At 69.7% G+C, this 16,418-nt stretch carries 14 protein-coding genes; 6 read left to right on the top strand and 8 right to left on the bottom strand.

Going from position 1 to position 16,418, the window contains the following annotated elements; all coding sequences use genetic code 11:
• Positions 1 to 312 precede the first annotated feature (312 nt).
• Positions 313 to 1,239 carry a heme o synthase gene (locus EDF51_RS03020; RefSeq protein WP_111083966.1) on the bottom strand — a complete coding sequence of 309 codons (927 nt, stop codon included), beginning with the start codon at positions 1,237 to 1,239 and terminating at the stop codon, positions 313 to 315.
• Positions 1,240 to 1,685: 446 nt separating this feature from the next.
• Between EDF51_RS03020 and tkt the strand changes: the two genes are divergently transcribed.
• The 6 genes from tkt to pgl all read left to right on the top strand — a co-directional run bounded on the left by tkt (position 1,686) and on the right by pgl (position 9,988).
• On the top strand, positions 1,686 to 3,779 hold the full coding sequence (tkt, locus tag EDF51_RS03025; RefSeq protein ID WP_123671736.1) for a transketolase: 2,094 nt from the start codon (positions 1,686 to 1,688) through the stop codon (positions 3,777 to 3,779).
• 127 nt (positions 3,780 to 3,906) lie between these two features.
• Entirely contained in the window at positions 3,907 to 5,019 is a 1,113-nt protein-coding gene (tal, locus tag EDF51_RS03030) for a transaldolase (RefSeq protein ID WP_133936602.1), read from the top strand.
• Positions 5,019 to 6,617 carry a glucose-6-phosphate isomerase gene (locus EDF51_RS03035; RefSeq protein WP_131920121.1) on the top strand — a complete coding sequence of 533 codons (1,599 nt, stop codon included), beginning with the start codon at positions 5,019 to 5,021 and terminating at the stop codon, positions 6,615 to 6,617. The genes tal and EDF51_RS03035 overlap by 1 nt, the downstream gene beginning before the upstream one ends.
• Positions 6,618 to 6,639: 22 nt before the next feature.
• The gene (gene zwf, locus EDF51_RS03040) at positions 6,640 to 8,178 is read left to right on the top strand and encodes a glucose-6-phosphate dehydrogenase (RefSeq protein ID WP_111083962.1); all 1,539 of its coding nucleotides are present in this window, start codon (positions 6,640 to 6,642) and stop codon (positions 8,176 to 8,178) included.
• Positions 8,175 to 9,119: a glucose-6-phosphate dehydrogenase assembly protein OpcA gene (locus tag EDF51_RS03045; RefSeq protein WP_111083961.1), complete on the top strand. Its 945-nt coding sequence runs from the start codon at positions 8,175 to 8,177 to the stop codon at positions 9,117 to 9,119. Before zwf ends, EDF51_RS03045 begins: the two co-directional genes overlap by 4 nt.
• A gap of 98 nt (positions 9,120 to 9,217) precedes the next feature.
• Positions 9,218 to 9,988 carry a 6-phosphogluconolactonase gene (gene pgl, locus EDF51_RS03050; protein WP_132100322.1) on the top strand — a complete coding sequence of 257 codons (771 nt, stop codon included), beginning with the start codon at positions 9,218 to 9,220 and terminating at the stop codon, positions 9,986 to 9,988.
• 444 nt (positions 9,989 to 10,432) lie between these two features.
• Here pgl and EDF51_RS03055 read toward each other — a convergent pair whose 3' ends face one another.
• The 7 genes from EDF51_RS03055 to rapZ all read right to left on the bottom strand — a co-directional run bounded on the left by EDF51_RS03055 (position 10,433) and on the right by rapZ (position 16,403).
• Positions 10,433 to 10,801 carry an RNA polymerase-binding protein RbpA gene (locus EDF51_RS03055; RefSeq protein ID WP_027465686.1) on the bottom strand — a complete coding sequence of 123 codons (369 nt, stop codon included), beginning with the start codon at positions 10,799 to 10,801 and terminating at the stop codon, positions 10,433 to 10,435.
• 3 nt (positions 10,802 to 10,804) lie between these two features.
• Entirely contained in the window at positions 10,805 to 11,056 is a 252-nt protein-coding gene (gene secG, locus EDF51_RS03060; RefSeq protein ID WP_017887256.1) for a preprotein translocase subunit SecG, read from the bottom strand.
• Positions 11,057 to 11,164: 108 nt separating this feature from the next.
• Complete coding sequence (tpiA, locus tag EDF51_RS03065) at positions 11,165 to 11,944, bottom strand: triose-phosphate isomerase (RefSeq protein ID WP_111084168.1); 780 nt, start codon at positions 11,942 to 11,944, stop codon at positions 11,165 to 11,167.
• Entirely contained in the window at positions 11,941 to 13,158 is a 1,218-nt protein-coding gene (locus EDF51_RS03070) for a phosphoglycerate kinase (protein WP_133936601.1), read from the bottom strand. Before EDF51_RS03070 ends, tpiA begins: the two co-directional genes overlap by 4 nt.
• A gap of 3 nt (positions 13,159 to 13,161) precedes the next feature.
• Positions 13,162 to 14,166, bottom strand: a complete 1,005-nt coding sequence (gene gap / locus EDF51_RS03075) for a type I glyceraldehyde-3-phosphate dehydrogenase (protein ID WP_111083958.1) — start codon at positions 14,164 to 14,166, stop codon at positions 13,162 to 13,164.
• Between the two features lie 281 nt (positions 14,167 to 14,447).
• On the bottom strand, positions 14,448 to 15,428 hold the full coding sequence (gene whiA / locus EDF51_RS03080) for a DNA-binding protein WhiA (protein WP_111083957.1): 981 nt from the start codon (positions 15,426 to 15,428) through the stop codon (positions 14,448 to 14,450).
• 75 nt (positions 15,429 to 15,503) lie between these two features.
• Positions 15,504 to 16,403: an RNase adapter RapZ gene (gene rapZ, locus EDF51_RS03085; protein ID WP_111083956.1), complete on the bottom strand. Its 900-nt coding sequence runs from the start codon at positions 16,401 to 16,403 to the stop codon at positions 15,504 to 15,506.
• Positions 16,404 to 16,418 lie beyond the last annotated feature (15 nt).

The raw sequence follows: 16,418 nt of genomic DNA on the forward strand, positions 1-16,418 counted from the left end.
CGGGGTGTCGTGTTCGCGGTGCGCAGGGTCACGCGGGGCGCAACCACACGCGTGCGCCCCGCGCCCACGTACGCCCCCGGCGGCCAGGAGGCCCGTGGCGGCGCCGCCCCGCGCCTCCCGTCTGCCCCGTGCGCACGTCCACAGCCGCGCCAGATCGCGCGCTGACCCGGAACGACGTCCTCGACGTCGCACGACGTCGAGGACGTCGCATCCCCGCGCGCGCAACCGTCGCGCACGCGCACCGACGACGAAGGCGACGTCGTACGACATCGAGTTCGTCGTACGACGACGCCCAGTGGCGGCGCGCAGCGCTTAGAAGGTGAAGACCTGCGGCAGCAGCGGGTCGATGCCCACGGCGATGAAGAGCAGCGTCAGGTACGTGATCGAGCTGTGGAACACACGCATCGGCTGCACGTGCTCGACGTGCTGGATCGCCCGCGAGTACAGCCGGTGCGACTCGACGACGAACCAGATGCCACCGGCCAGTGCGACCACGGTGTACAGCGGCCCCATGTGCGCAACGGGGATGAGCAGGAGCGAGCAGACGAGCGTCGCCCAGGCGTACAGCACGACCTGCAGGCCGACGACGGTGCGACCGCGGACCACGGCGAGCATCGGGACGTCGGCGGCGTCGTAGTCGTCGCGGTACTTCATCGACAGCGGCCAGTAGTGCGGCGGCGTCCAGAGGAAGATCACCATGAAGAGGATGACCGGGGCCCAGGTGAGCGAGCCGGTGACGCCCGCCCAGCCGATGAGCACGGGCATGCAGCCGGCCGAGCCGCCCCACACGATGTTCTGCGGGGTGCGGCGCTTGAGCCACAGCGTGTAGACGAACACGTAGATGAGGATCGCGATGACACTCAGGGCTGCGGCGAGCCAGTTCACCAGGAACCCGAGCACCGCCGTCGACAGGACGCCGAGGATCCACGAGAACACGAGGGCTTCGCGGTCCGAGAGCTCACCGGTCACCAGCGGGCGGGTGCTGGTCCGCTTCATCAGGCGGTCGATGTCACGGTCGATGTAGCAGTTGAAGGCCGACGCCGAGCCGGCGGACATCGCCCCGCCGAGCATCGTCCAGAACACGAGCCAGAGGTCCGGCACGCCACGCTCGGCCAGGAACATGGTCGGCGCGGTGGTCACGAGCAGCAGCTCCATGACGCGCGGCTTGGTCAACGAGACGTACGCACGGACCTTGCGGGACAGCGTCGATCGGGGTCGATCGGTGTCGGGCCTGGTCACGGTGGCAGTCGGCAAGGGAACCTCAGTCTGTTCGCATCAGCTCGCACACTCGGTGGACGACTGCGGCGGCGTCCGGGCATGCGCTGACCCGGAATGTCCGACGGGTCGTCGACAGTTTACGCGATGGAAGCGCCGCGATGATGCCCCGCTCCCCCATCCCGTGCAGACACCCCGTGCAGAACGACGGGCCGCGGAGCACGACACGCCCGGCGGACGAGGGGCCGGGTGACCCGACTCGTGAACATCGGGCGTCACCTGAACCCCTTCTGAGTGGCTGGTCACTATGCTGGACCTGCCCTCCCGCAGTGCGCGCCCCGATGACGTCGGCCGCGATGAGCCGGTCGGCCGCCGCTAGACGGCGACACGACTCGGCCCCGGGATGGCCACATGTCCGTGCGATGGCACGAGCCCTCGCACATGTCGCATCAAGAAGGGTCAACATCCAAGTGGCTGAATTCACCTGGGACGCCATCGACCGGAAGGCCGTCGACACGGCCCGCGTTCTCGCCGCCGACTCGGTCGAGGCCGCCGGCAACGGTCACCCCGGCACCGCGATGAGCCTCGCGCCGCTCGCACACCTGCTCTTCCAGAAGGTGATGCGTCGCGACCCGAGCGACTCCACCTGGATCGGCCGCGACCGCTTCATCCTCTCCGCCGGTCACGCCTCGATCCTGCAGTACGTGCAGTTCTACCTGCACGGCTACGGCCTCGAGCTCGACGACCTGCAGCACCTGCGCAAGTGGGGCTCGAAGACCCCGGGTCACCCGGAGTACGGCCACACCGACGGTGTCGAGATCACCACCGGCCCGCTCGGCCAGGGCCTCGCGTCCTCGGTCGGCTTCGCCTACGCCCAGCGCTTCGAGCGCGGCCTGTTCGACCCGGAAACCCCGGCCGGCCAGTCGCCGTTCGACCACTTCACCTACGTGATCGCCGGTGACGGTGACATGCAGGAGGGCGTGACGAACGAGGCGGGCTCGCTCGCCGGCCGTCAGCAGCTCGGCAACCTGATCGCGTTCTACGACTCGAACCAGATCTCGATCGAGGACAACACCGACATCGCGTTCTCGGAGAGCGTCCCCGAGCGCTACGAGGCGCTCGGCTGGCACGTCCAGATCGTCGACTGGAAGAAGACCGGCGAGTACTCCGAGGACGCCGTGGAGCTCCACGCCGCGATCGAGGCCGCCCAGCAGGTCACCGACAAGCCGTCGCTCATCGTCCTCAAGACGATCATCGGCTGGCCGTCGCCGACCAAGCAGAACTCCGGCAAGATCCACGGTTCGGCGCTCGGCGCCGACGAGATCAAGGGCCTCAAGGAGGTCCTCGGCTTCGACACCGCGAAGACCTTCGAGGTCGCCCCCGAGGTCCTCGAGTACACCCGCGGCGCCGTCGCCAAGGGCCAGGCGCAGCACGCCGAGTGGCAGAAGACCTTCGACGCGTGGGCTGCTGCCAACGCCGACAAGAAGGCGCTGTTCGACCGCGTCAACGCCAAGGAACTCCCCGCGGACCTCGAGGCAGCACTGCCGGTCTTCCCGACCGACAAGGCCGTCTCGACCCGTGCCGCCTCCGGCAAGGTCATCAACGCCATCGCGCCGCTGATGCCCGAGTTCTGGGGTGGCTCGGCCGACCTCGCCGAGTCGAACCTCACCACGATCGAGGGCGCCAAGTCCTTCGGTCCGGCCGAGGCCTCGACGTCGACGTGGAGCACCGACCCGTACGGCCGCGTGCTGCACTTCGGCATCCGCGAGCACGCCATGGGCTCGATCCTCAACGGCATCGTCCTGCACGGGAACACCCGCCCCTTCGGCGGCACGTTCCTGATCTTCAGCGACTACATGCGTCCGGCGGTCCGTCTCGCCGCGCTCATGGGCGCGCCGGCGATCTACGTCTGGACCCACGACTCCGTCGCCCTCGGCGAGGACGGCCCGACGCACCAGCCGATCGAGCAGGTCTCGTCGCTCCGTGCGATCCCGGGTCTCGACGTGGTCCGCCCCGCCGACGCCAACGAGGTCGCGTACGCCTGGCTCGAGATGCTCAAGCACACCGACCGCCCGGCCGGCATCGCGCTGAGCCGTCAGAACCTGCCGGTGTTCGAGCGTGGCGAGGGCGACGCCTCCGGTGAGGTCTTCGCTTCGGCGAAGAACGTCGCCAAGGGTGCGTACATCCTGGCCGAGGCGCCGAACGGCACCCCGGACGTGATCCTCATCGCGACCGGGTCCGAGGTCCAGATCGCCGTCGAGGCCCGTGAGCAGCTCAAGGGCGAGGGCATCAACGCCCGCGTCGTGAGCGCACCGTCCATCGAGTGGTTCCGCGCCCAGTCCGAGAACTACCAGGACCAGGTGCTCCCGAAGGACGTCACCGCTCGCGTGTCGGTCGAGGCCGGCATCGCCATGAGCTGGCGCGACATCGTCGGCGACAAGGGCCGCAGCGTCTCGATCGAGCACTTCGGTGCCTCGGCCGACTACCAGACGCTCTTCAAGGAGTTCGGCTTCACGACGGAACACGTCGTGGCCGCCGCGAAGGAATCCATCGCGGCTTCCTGACCCGCAGGGGCCGGGTCCGGTTCGCCGGATCCGGCCCTTCTGCCGGGAGGCGCGGTTCGGCTCCGCCACGCGCCCCCGGTCCCCCAGACCCCGGCCATCAGGCCGATGAAGGAAAGAAGAGAAACACATGGCTGAGAACACCCCCACTGCCGCCCTCTCCGCGGTCGGCGTGAGCATCTGGCTCGACGACCTGTCCCGCGAGCTCCTCGAGACCGGCAAGCTCACCGACCTCATCGCGCAGAAGAACGTCGTCGGCGTGACCACCAACCCGACGATCTTCGCGTCGGCCCTCGCCAAGGGCGAGCGCTACGACGCCCAGGTCAAGGAGCTGGCCGCCGCCGGCACCGACGTGACCGAGGCGATCTTCGAGATCACCACGCAGGACGTCGCCAACGCGTCCGACGTCTTCAAGCCGATCTACGACGAGACCAAGGGCTTCGACGGCCGCGTCTCGATCGAGGTCGAGCCGGGCCTCGCCCACGAGACCGCCAAGACCATCGAGCAGGCCAAGTTCCTGTTCGAGAAGGTCGGCCGCGAGAACGTCCTCATCAAGATCCCCGCAACGGTCGAGGGTCTCGAGGCCATCACCGAGGTCATCGGCGCCGGCATCTCCGTCAACGTCACCCTGATCTTCTCGCTCGAGCGCTACCGCGCCGTCATCGACGCCTACCTCGGTGGGCTCGAGAAGGCCAAGGCCGCCGGTCACGACCTGTCGAAGATCCACTCGGTCGCCTCGTTCTTCGTGTCGCGCGTCGACTCCGAGATCGACAAGCGCCTGGACGCCGTCGGCACCGACGAGGCCAATGCCCTGAAGTCGAAGGCCGGCATCGCCAACGCGCAGCTCGCCTACCAGGTCTGGACCGAGGCGTTCGCCTCCGAGCGCGCCCTCGGCCTGCTCGAGGCCGATGCGAACACGCAGCGTCCGCTTTGGGCCTCGACCGGCGTCAAGGACCCGTCGCTGCCCGACACGCTCTACGTGACCGAGCTCGCCGCCCCGAACACCGTGAACACGATGCCGGGCAAGACGCTCGACGCCACGTTCGACCACGGTGAGATCCACGGCGACGCCATCGCCGGCACCTTCGACGCCGCGCAGCAGGTCCTCGACCAGCTCGCCGCGCAGGGCATCGACTACGACGACGTCGTGGCGCTGCTCGAGAAGGAGGGCGTGGACAAGTTCAACGTCTCGTGGGGCGAGCTCGTCGACACCGTGAAGACCGCGCTCGAGGGCGCCAAGTAGTGACGGTTTCCATCGCTGCCAGCGGCGATGCCGCGCGGGCCATCGACTCGGTGGTCCCGCGGCTCGTCGCTGACCTGGTGGCCTCGGGCATCACCGCCCAGGACCCCGAGCTGTGGGGACCGGACGCCGAGGCCGAGGCGTCCAAGCGCCTCGGCTGGGTGGAGGCCGTCTCGGTCTCCCGCCCGCTCGTCGCCCAGATCACCGCGCTGCGCGAGTCGCTCCGTGCCGAAGGGGTCGACCACGTCGTCCTCGCCGGCATGGGCGGCTCGTCGCTCGCGCCGGAGGTCATCACGCGCACCGCCGGCGTCCCGCTGACGGTGCTCGACTCGACCGACCCCGCGCAGGTCCGCGCCGCCGTCACGACGGACCTCGAGCGCACCGTGCTCGTCGTCTCGTCGAAGTCCGGCTCCACGCTCGAGACCGACTCCCAGCGCCGCGTCTACGAGCAGGCGTTCCGCGACGCGGGCATCGACCCCACCGGCCGCATCGTCGTCGTCACCGACCCGGGCTCCGCGCTCGAGGCCGCCGCGATCGACGCCGGCTACCGGGTCTTCACCGCCGACCCGACCGTCGGCGGCCGCTACTCGGCCCTCACCGCGTTCGGACTGGTGCCCTCCGGTCTCGCCGGAGCGGACATCGCCGAGCTGCTGGACGAGGCCGACGCCATCTCCGCGCTGCTGTCGGTCGACCTCGACGAGAACCCCGGGCTCGTGCTCGGTGCGGTCCTCGCCGGTACCGACCCGCTGCGCGACAAGATCGCCATCGTGCCGGACGGCACCCACATCGTCGGGTTCGGCGACTGGGTGGAGCAGCTGATCGCGGAGTCGACCGGCAAGAGCGGACGTGGCCTGCTGCCCGTCGTCCTGCACGCCGACTCCCCCGAGGTCTCCGCAGCCCTGCCGGACGTCCAGGTCATCCGCCTGGTCGGTTCGCGCGAGGACGAGCGCCACGTCGCCGAGGGCGAGGTCGAGATCACCGGGACCCTCGGTGGTCAGATCCTCGTCTGGGAGTACGCCGTCGCCGCCGCCGGGCGGCTGCTCGGCATCGACCCGTTCGACCAGCCCGACGTCGAGGCTGCCAAGGTCGCGACCCGTGCGCTGCTCGACGACCGTCCCGCGCCTGCGGACCCCGCGTTCACCGAGGACGGCATCGCCGTCTCCGCGACGCCCGGACTGCCGGTCGGGACGACGCTCGCAGAAGCCGTGACGGGCCTCCTGTCCGAACTGGACGCCACCGGCTACGTGGCGGTGCAGGCGTACGTCGACCGCACCACGAACCGTGACCTCGAGACGCTCCGCGACGCCCTGGCGGCGCGCACGCGTCGGCCGGTCACCTTCGGGTACGGCCCGCGGTTCCTGCACTCGACCGGGCAGTACCACAAGGGCGGACCCGCCACGGGAGTGTTCCTGCAGATCGTGGCGGACGAACCGGACGACCTGGCGATCCCGGGTCGGCCGTTCACGTTCGGCCAGCTCCTCCAGGCCCAGGCAGCGGGTGACGCGAGTGTCCTCGCGCAGCACGGCCGCCCGGTCCTCACCCTCACGACGTCGGACGTGCGCGCCGCCACCGCGGCCATCGCCTCCGCCGTCTCCCACTGACTCGTAAGGAGTTCACCGACTCATGTCACCGGTGGCAATCACCCCGGAGCACAACCCGCTCCGGCTGCCGACGGATCGTCGACTGAACCGGATCGCGGGACCGAGCACGCTCATCATCTTCGGCGTGACGGGCGACCTGTCACGCAAGAAGCTGATGCCGGCGGTCTACGACCTGGCCAACCGGGGGCTCCTGCCCCCGGGGTTCGCGCTCGTCGGCTTCGCCCGTCGCGACTGGGAGGACCAAGACTTCTCCCAGCTCGTGCACGACGCCGTCAAGGAGCACTCCCGCACCCCGTTCGACGAGGACGTCTGGCGTCAGCTCGAACAGGGCATCCGCTTCGTCCAGGGCTCGTTCGACGACCCCGAGGCGTTCCTGCAGCTCAAGCAGACCGTCGACGACCTGGACGCCGAGCGCGGGACGCTGGGCAACCACGCGTTCTACCTGTCCATCCCGCCGAAGATGTTCCCGGTGGTGACCGAGCAGCTGAAGTTGTCCGGCCTCACCGCGAAGCGCGAGGGCTCGTGGAGCCGCGTGGTCGTCGAGAAGCCGTTCGGCTCCGACCTCCGCACCGCGCGCGAGCTGAACGCGATCGTCGAGAGCGTCTTCGCGCCCGACGACGTGTTCCGCATCGACCACTACCTCGGCAAGGAGACCGTCCAGAACCTGCTGACGCTCCGGTTCGCGAACCAGATGTACGAACCCATCTGGAACTCGAACTACGTCGACCACGTGCAGATCACGATGGCCGAGGACATCGGCGTCGCGGGACGTGCCGCGTACTACGACGGCATCGGCGCTGCGCGCGACGTCATCCAGAACCACCTGCTGCAGCTCCTCGCGCTCACCGCGATGGAGGAGCCCGTCTCGTTCAAGGCCGCCGACCTGCGTGCCGAGAAGGAGAAGGTGCTGTCCGCCGTGCGGCTGCCCGAGGACCTGTCGACCGCCACGGCGCGTGGACAGTACGCCGGCGGCTGGCAGGGCGGCGAGAAGGTGCTCGGCTTCCTCGACGAGGCCGGGATGAACCCCGAGTCCGGCACCGAGACGTACGCCGCGATCAAGCTCGACATCGCGACCCGTCGCTGGCAGGGCGTCCCGTTCTACCTGCGCGCCGGCAAGCGGCTCGGGCGCCGTGTGACCGAGATCGCGATCGTCTTCAAGCGCGTCCCCGAGGACGTCTACGGCAACTCGCAGTCCCCCCTCGGTCAGAACGCGCTCGTGATCCGCGTCCAGCCGGACGAGGGCGTCACGCTCCGGTTCGGCTCGAAGGTCCCCGGCGTCGGCACCCAGGTGCGCGACGTGACGATGGACTTCGGCTACGGCCACGCCTTCACCGAGGCATCCCCTGAGGCGTACGAACGACTCATCCTCGACGTGCTCCTCGGCGATCCGCCGCTGTTCCCGCGGCACCAGGAGGTCGAGCTGTCCTGGAAGATCCTCGACCCGATCGAGGAGTTCTGGGCCACGCAGGGCCAGCCCGAGCAGTACCGTCCCGGCACGTGGGGTCCGGCGTCCGCCGATGCCCTGCTCGCCCGCGACGGCCGGACCTGGAGGCGTCCATGAAGATCGACCTGCCGAACACCACGGTCTCGAAGATCCAGAAGAAGCTCGTCCACATCCGCGAAGAGGGCGGCGCCGTCGCCCTCGGTCGTGTCCTCACGCTGATCATCTCGACGGCCCTCGGCCACGAGGAAGAAGCGATCGAGGCCGCGAACGAGGCGTCCCGCGAGCACCCGATGCGCGTGATCATCGTGTCGAAGAACGACGGCGACACGAAGTCGCCCGGCCGTCTCGACGCGCAGATCCGCGTGGGCAGCGACGCGGGCGCCAGTGAGGTCATCGTCCTCCGCGCCTACGGCGAGACCGCGACCGACGAGGAGAGCCTGGTCACGGGCCTGCTCCTGCCGGACGCCCCGGTCGTGGCCTGGTGGCCGCAGACCGCGCCGTCGCAGCCGTCGGCCTCGGCACTGGGCCGCATCGCCCAGCGCCGGATCACCGACGCCGCCGCGCAGAAGGACCCGAACGGCGCGATCGAGGCCCTCGGTGCCTCGTACGTTCCGGGCGACACCGACTTCGCGTGGACCCGGCTGACCCTGTGGCGGAACCAGCTCGCCGCGGCGCTCGACCAGCCGCCGTACGAGCCCATCACGGGCGTCGAGGTGACGGGCGCGTCGGACAGCCCGTCGACGATCCTGCTCGCCGCGTGGCTGCAGCTCCAGCTCGAGGTGCCGGTGACGGTCACCACGTCGCCGCGTGCGACCGGCTCGAGCGGCATCCACGGCGTCAAGCTCGTGCGCGAGTCGGGCACCATCGACCTCGAGCGTTCCCTGGTGGACGTCGCGACGCTCTCGATGCCCGGTCAGCCCACGCACGACCTGTCGCTGCCACGCCGCAACCTGCGTGACTGCCTGGCCGAGGAACTCCGTAGACTCGACCCGGACGTCCTCTTCGGAGACGTCGTCAAGCACGGGGTTCCCCAGCTGCGCGAGACCATCGCCCGCTGAGCACCCCACAACGGTCGGGTCGTCTGTCTGGTGCAGGCGGCCCGACCGGACCGAAGGCGGTCGTACGACCGGTCGGCCGCCACGAACACGGGAGTCACGTGACCAACGAACGGCGGGTGCTCGTGCACCCGGACAAGCAGGCCCTCGGCGCTTCGGTCGCCGCACGCTTCATCACCAAGATCATCGACGTGCTCGACGAGCAGGAGCGTGCCGACATCGCGATCAGCGGTGGCTCGGTGTCGTCCCTCGTCCTCGCCGCGATCGGCCAGTCGCCGGCGCGCGAGAGCGTCGACTGGTCGAAGGTCCACGTCTGGTGGGTCGACGAGCGCTGGGTGCCGGCCGGTGACGCCGACCGCAACACCACGGGGACGCAGACCGACTTCTTCGACCACGTCGACATCCCGGAGTCGAACATCCACCCGATGCCCGCGTCCGACGCCGGCATCGACATCGAAGTGGCCGCGCTGCAGTACGAGCGTGAGCTCCAGGACGCCGCGTACGAGGGCGCCGTCGCTCCGCGCTTCGACATCACGCTGCTCGGTGTCGGCCCCGACGGGCACACCGCGTCGCTCTTCCCCGAGTTCCCGCAGCTCACGGTCACCGACCGCGCCGTCGTGTCGGTCGACGACTCCCCCAAGCCGCCGCCGCAGCGCCTGACGGTCACCTACCCGGTGATCAACGCCTCGCAGCGCGTGTGGGTCATCCTGTCCGGTGCCGAGAAGGCGTCGGTCCTCGGGCTCGCCCTGGCGGGCGCCTCCGTCGAGGACGTCCCCGTGGGCGGCGTCCAGGGTCGCAAGCGCACCGTCTTCTTCGTGGACCAGGACGCCGCGCGCGACGTCCCCGAGAACCTCATCGCGTCGACGTACTAGACGCGCGTCCTGCCTGACGGGAGGCCCGGTGCCAGTTGGCACCGGGCCTCCCGTCCGTCTGTGGTCGCTCCCACCGCCGCCCCACACCCGCTCGCCGGCGCCGAGCGGTCAAGAAGTGTCGCCTGAACGCGGGCCCGGGCGACAGAACCCGCCGCCGCAGCGAACCGCACGCGGCATGTCATGACCACTCGGCGATCCGGCTCTCCGCGCGGCACCAGGCAACCGAACGATTGCGACACCCCGCCGACACGACGCCGAGCGGTCAAGAACTGTCGGCTGCGGGCGCCGCAAGCGACAGAACGTGCCACCACCGCGAGCCGCACACGGCGCGTCGTGACCACTCGGCGAGTAAGCCCCCGCGCGGTGAGCACTGCCAACCGCGCCCACGACGCACGAAGGCCCCCACACCATCGCGGTGCGGGGGCCTTCGTCAGTGTGTGTGCGCTACGCCTTCTTGGCGGCGGTACCGCGACGCTCGCGGAGCTGCTGGAGCGCGTCCTCGAGGAGCTGCGCTGCCTCTTCCTCAGTCCGACGCTCCTTCACGTACGCGAGGTGCGTCTTGTAGGGCTCCGTCTTGGAGACCACGGGAGGGTTCTCCTTGTCACGCCCGGCGGGGAGCCCGCTCGACGGCGAATCGACCGTCTCGGGGATCTCTTCGTCCGGCAGGTTCGCGGCGAAGTACCGCACGACCTCGTTGCCGAGGGCGTCCCAGTACGAGATCGCCACACGCTCGGCCTGGACCCCACGGTCCTGTTCGCCCATCGGTCCGGCGCCGACGCGGGACCCTCGGATTGCACTGCCTCCGCTAGCCATGGATCAGACCCCCGCCGTGAACTTGTTGATGAGACCGAGCACGATGATGGAGACGATCCAGACCAGACCGAGGATCACCGTGATGCGGTTGAGGTTGCGCTCGGCGACGCCGGACGCCCCGAGGTTGCTCGTCACGCCGCCACCGAACATGTCGGAGAGGCCGCCACCGCGGCCCTTGTGCAGGAGGATGAGGAGCGTGAGCAGGAGGCTCGTGATTGCGAGCAGGACCTGCAGCACGACGGAGAGTATCGCCACGACGTACCTTTCGTGTCAGTCAGCCGTACCAGTGTACCGGCCGCGCGGGGCACGGCCGGTACACGGACCGGAGTGGTGCGGACTACAGCCCGACGACAGCCGGTGTGGCTACAGCCCGACGTGCTGGCGGAACCGGGCGATCGCCGCGAACTCCTGCACGTCGAGGGATGCGCCGCCGACGAGGGCGCCGTCGATGTCGGGCTCACGGAGGAACCCGGCGATGTTGCCGGACTTGACCGAACCGCCGTACAGGACGCGCGTGTCGGCAGCGGCCTGGTCGCCCCAGGCAGCAGCGATGCCGCGACGGATCGCGGCGCACTCGTCCTGCGCCTGCTCGGCGGTGGCCGCCTGGCCGGAACCGATCGCCCAGACGGGCTCGTAGGCGACGACGATGTCGGACGGCTGCACGGCGTCGAGCACGACACGGAGCTGCTCGACCGGCACGACGCCGGCGCCGCGCTGTTCGCGCTGCTCACCGGTCTCGCCGACGCAGACGACCGGCACGAGGCCGTGCTTGACGGCTGCGGCGGTCTTGGCCGCGACGACCTCGTCGGTCTCACCGTGCAGCGTGCGCCGCTCGGAGTGTCCGACGATGACGTACTGCGCGTCGAGCGCCGACAGGAACGCGCCGGAGACGTCGCCGGTGTAGGCACCGGAGTCGTACTGCGACAGGTCCTGCGCACCGAAGTGGATCGGCAGCTTGTCGGCCGAGATGAGCGTCTGCACGCTCCGCAGGTCGGTGAAGGGCGGGAACACCGCGACCTCGACGTCGTCGAAGTCGTGGCGGGCGTCCTTCAGGGTCCATGCGAGCTTCTGGACCGTGGCGATGGCCTGGAGGTGGTCCAGGTTCATCTTCCAGTTGCCGGCGATCAACGGCGTTCGGGTCATGCGGACCACCCCAGTGCTTCGAGACCGGGAAGCGACTTGCCCTCGAGGAACTCGAGGCTCGCACCGCCACCGGTCGAGATGTGCCCGAACTGGTCGTCCGAGAAGCCGAGCGAGCGGACCGCAGCGGCGGAGTCGCCACCGCCGACGACACCGAGGCCGTCGACCTCGGTCAGGGCCTTGGCGACGGTCTTCGTGCCGGCGGCGAAGGCCGGGAACTCGAACACGCCCATCGGGCCGTTCCAGAACACCGTCTTCGAACCGGACACCGCCGACGCGAACCGCGCCGCCGTCTCCGGACCGATGTCGAGGCCGATGCCGTCGGTGCCGAACGACGACGACTCGATCGCGTCGGCCGCCACCGTCTCGTGCGCCGCGTCGGCGGAGAACCCGGAGGCCACCACGACATCGGTCGGCAGGTCGATCGTCACGCCGAGCTCCTTCGCCCGCGAGAGGTACTCGCGGACGACGTCGAGCTGGTCGGCTTCGAGCAGCGACTTCGCCACCCCGTGGCCCTGGGCCGCGAGGAAGGTGAAGAGCATGCCGCCGCCGATGCACAGCGTGTCGACCTTGGGCAGGATGTGGTCGATGACGCCGAGCTTGTCGCTGACCTTCGAGCCACCGAGCGCGACCGTGTACGGCCGTTCCGGCGAGGAGGTCAGGCGCTCGAGCACCCGCAGTTCGGTCTCGATGAGCGAACCGGCTGCGCTGGGCAGCGCGGACGCGAGTTCGTAGACCGAGGCCTGCTTGCGGTGCACGACACCGAAGCCGTCGGAGACGAAGGCGTCACCGAGTGCCGCGATGCGGTCCGCGAACGCGGAGCGCGCGGCAGCGTCCTTCGAGGTCTCCTCCGGGTTGAACCGGAGGTTCTCGAGCAGCAGGACGTCGCCGTCCTCGAGGGCCTCGGCGGCTGCGGTCGCCTCGTCGCCGACGGTCTCGCCGACGAACGTGACCTCTTTGCCGAGCAGCTCGGAGAGCCGCTGGCCGACCGGCGCGAGCGAGAACTCCGGCTTGGGTTCCCCGTCGGGGCGGCCCAGGTGGGAGATCACGATGACGCGCGCGCCGGCGGTGATGAGGGTGTTGAGGGTCGTCAGGGACGCCCGCACGCGGCCGTCGTCCGTGATCGTGCCGTCCTTGAGCGGGACGTTCAGGTCACAACGGACGACGACGCGCTTGCCGGCGAGGTCGTCGAGGTCCTCGAGGGTGCGGAGGGCCATGTGTTACAGACGCTCGCCGACGTACTCGGTCAGGTCGACGAGACGGTTCGAGTAGCCCCACTCGTTGTCGTACCACGAGGTGATCTTCACGAGACCGCCGATGACCTTGGTCAGGCCGGAGTCGTAGATCGAGGAGTGCGGGTCCGTCGTGATGTCGGTCGACACCAGCGGGTCCTCGCTGTAGAGCAGGATGCCCTTGAGCGGGCCCTCTGCGGCCTCCTTGTACGCGGCGTTGATCTCGTCGACGGTGACCTCGGACTTGGTCTCGAGGGTGAGGTCGGTGATCGAGCCGGTCGGGACCGGGACGCGGAGCGCGAAGCCGTCGAGCTTGCCGGCGAGCTCCGGCATGACCTGGCCGATGGCCTTGGCGGCACCGGTCGAGGTCGGGACGATGTTCAGCGCGGCCGCACGGGCACGACGGGGGTCCTTGTGCGGGCCGTCCTGCAGGTTCTGGTCGGCGGTGTAGGCGTGGATCGTGGTCATGAGGCCACGCTCGATGCCGAACTTGTCGTTGAACACCTTGGCGAGCGGCGCGAGGCTGTTCGTGGTGCACGACGCGTTCGAGATGATGTTGTGGTTCGCCGGGTCGTACTGGTCCTCGTTCACGCCGAGGACGATGGTGACGTCGTCACCGGTGGCCGGGGCGGAGATGATGACCTTCTTGGCGCCCGCGTCGATGTGCTTCTGCGCATCGGCGGCCTTGGTGAAGAAGCCGGTCGACTCGATGACGATGTCGACGCCCAGCTCGCCCCAGGGGAGGTTGGCGGGGTCGCGCTCCGCGAGGACCTTGATGGCCTTGCCGTCGACGACGATGTTGTCGCCGTCGAGCTCGACGGAGACGCCGAGACGACCCGTGATGGAGTCGAACTTCAGCAGGTTCGCCAGCGCGGCGTTGTCGGTGAGGTCGTTCACCGCCACGATCTCGAGGTCGGAGCCCTTCGCGAGGGCGGCCCGGAAGAAGTTGCGGCCGATACGGCCGAAGCCGTTGATACCGATCTTGACGGTCAATGGATCTCCTGGTGGGTGTGGAGCGCCCGAGGGGCGCTGCTTTCGGAGGGCGCTGGCCCTGTCGGGCCCGCGTGTGGTGGACGATACGCCCCGTAACGTCGCCGTAACGACCCTAGCAGTCGGACCCTGCCAGGCAGTGCGGTGTGACGGTCCGTCCGGACGGTCGTCCGCAGCGTCCGGAACGACGTCGGTGCGGCCCGTGGGCTGCCCCCACAGAACGGACGGGAGGCGCGGTGCCAGCTGGCACCGCGCCTCCCGTCATGCAGGTCGGACGACCCGTCTCAGACGCCCTCGAGCTCCTCGGGGACGCTCGCTTCCGTCCCGGGGATGCCGAGGTCGGACGCGCGCTTGTCGGCCATGGCGAGGAGTCGGCGGATGCGACCGGCGATGGCGTCCTTCGTCATGGGCGGATCGGCGTGCTGGCCGAGCTCATCGAGCGACGCGTCGCGGTGCTGCAGGCGCAGCGCGCCGGCGTACTGCAGGTGGTCGGGGACCTCGTCGCCGAGGATCTCGAGCGCGCGCTCGACGCGGGCGCAGGCGGCGACGGCGGCCTGCGCCGAACGGCGGAGGTTGGCGTCGTCGAAGTTGACGAGGCGGTTCGCGGTCGCACGGACCTCGCGACGCTGCCGCATCTCCTCCCAGTCGGCGGTGGTGCGGGCGGCGCCCATCACCGTGAGCATCTGGCCGATGGCCTCGCCGTCGCGGATGACGACGCGGTGGACGCCACGGACCTCGCGACCCTTCGCGGCGACGCCGAGACGCGACGCGGCACCGACGAGGGCCATGGCGGCCTCGTTGCCGGGGCACGTGACCTCGAGCGCTGCGGCCCGGCCCGGGTCGGTCAGGGTGCCGGAGGCGAGGAACGCACCGCGCCAGATCGCGGCGAGGTCCTCGCGGTTGCCCGTGGTGAGCCGGTTCGGCAGCCCGCGGACGGGGCGACGACGGGCGTCCATCAGACCGGTCTGGCGTGCGAGGGTCTCCCCCGCCTCGAGCACGCGGACCAGGTAGCGGGTGCCACGACGGGACGACGCGGACGAGCCCACCGACGCCTCGCTGCGGACGCCGTACAGCTCGGCGAGGTCCTTGCGGACCCGGTGCACGATGATCCGGGTGTCGAGCTCCACCTCGACCGCGATGCGGCCCGAGATGACGTGCAGGCCACCCGCGAACCGGAGGATCGTGGCCAGTTCGGCGGCGCGGACCGTGTTGCGGTTCACGGCGACCCTGGCCAGTTCGTCCTTGACCTCGGCAGTCAACGGCACAGCATCATTCCTAACGTTCATCTGGTGGTCCCGCGATTCCGGCGGCACGTACGTGGGGAGCGGCCGGAGGGACGGTCACTCCCGGCCGAGATCTCGGTTCTTCACACGCACGGCGACGCCAGGCATCCCGCGGAGGAGGTTCGCCAACTCGGCGACGATGGCGACCGAGCGGTGCTTCCCGCCGGTACAGCCGATGGCGATCGTAGCGTGTCTTTTGTTCTCGCGCTGGTACCCCTCGAGCACCGGCTCGAGCACGGAGACGTACCGATCGACGAACGGACGGGCTCCGGCCTGGGCCAGGACGTAGTCCGAGACGGGCTGGTCGAGGCCCGTGTGGGCCCGGAGTTCCGGGACCCAGTAGGGGTTCGGCAGGAACCGGACGTCGGCCACCATGTCGGCGTCGGCGGGCAGTCCGTACTTGAACCCGAAGCTCATGAGCGTCACCTGAACACCCACGAAGTGATCGTCGGCGAACTGCTCGGTGACGGTGTTCGCGAGCTGGTGGATGTTGAGGTCCGAGGTGTCGATCACCATGTCGGATGCCTCGCGCAGACCGGCCAACCGTGTCCGCTCGCGCGCGATGCCGTCGAGCAGGGTGTCCTCGCCCTGGAGCGGGTGGGGTCGTCGGACCTGCTCGAAGCGCCGCACCAGGACGGCGTCGGTGGCTTCGAGGAACAGCACCCGGACCCGTGCGGACGTGGTCGACCGCACCTGTTCGACCGCGTGCTCCGGGTCCGTGAAGAACCGTCCGCCGCGGACGTCGACGACCGTGGCGATCTTCGGGATCTTCTCGCCGGCGCGGTCGGCCAGCTCGGTGAGCGGTGCCAGCATCTGCGTCGGCAGGTTGTCGACGACGTACCAGCCGAGGTCTTCGAGGGCCTTGCCGACCGTCGAACGCCCGGCCCCGGACATGCCGGTGACGATGAGGATGTCGTGCTGCGACGCGTGCGCGGTCGCTGTGGCGCTGTCGGTCATCTGGGAGTGGGCTCC

Source organism: Curtobacterium sp. PhB25, from assembly GCF_004365375.1.
Lineage (GTDB): Bacteria > Actinomycetota > Actinomycetes > Actinomycetales > Microbacteriaceae > Curtobacterium.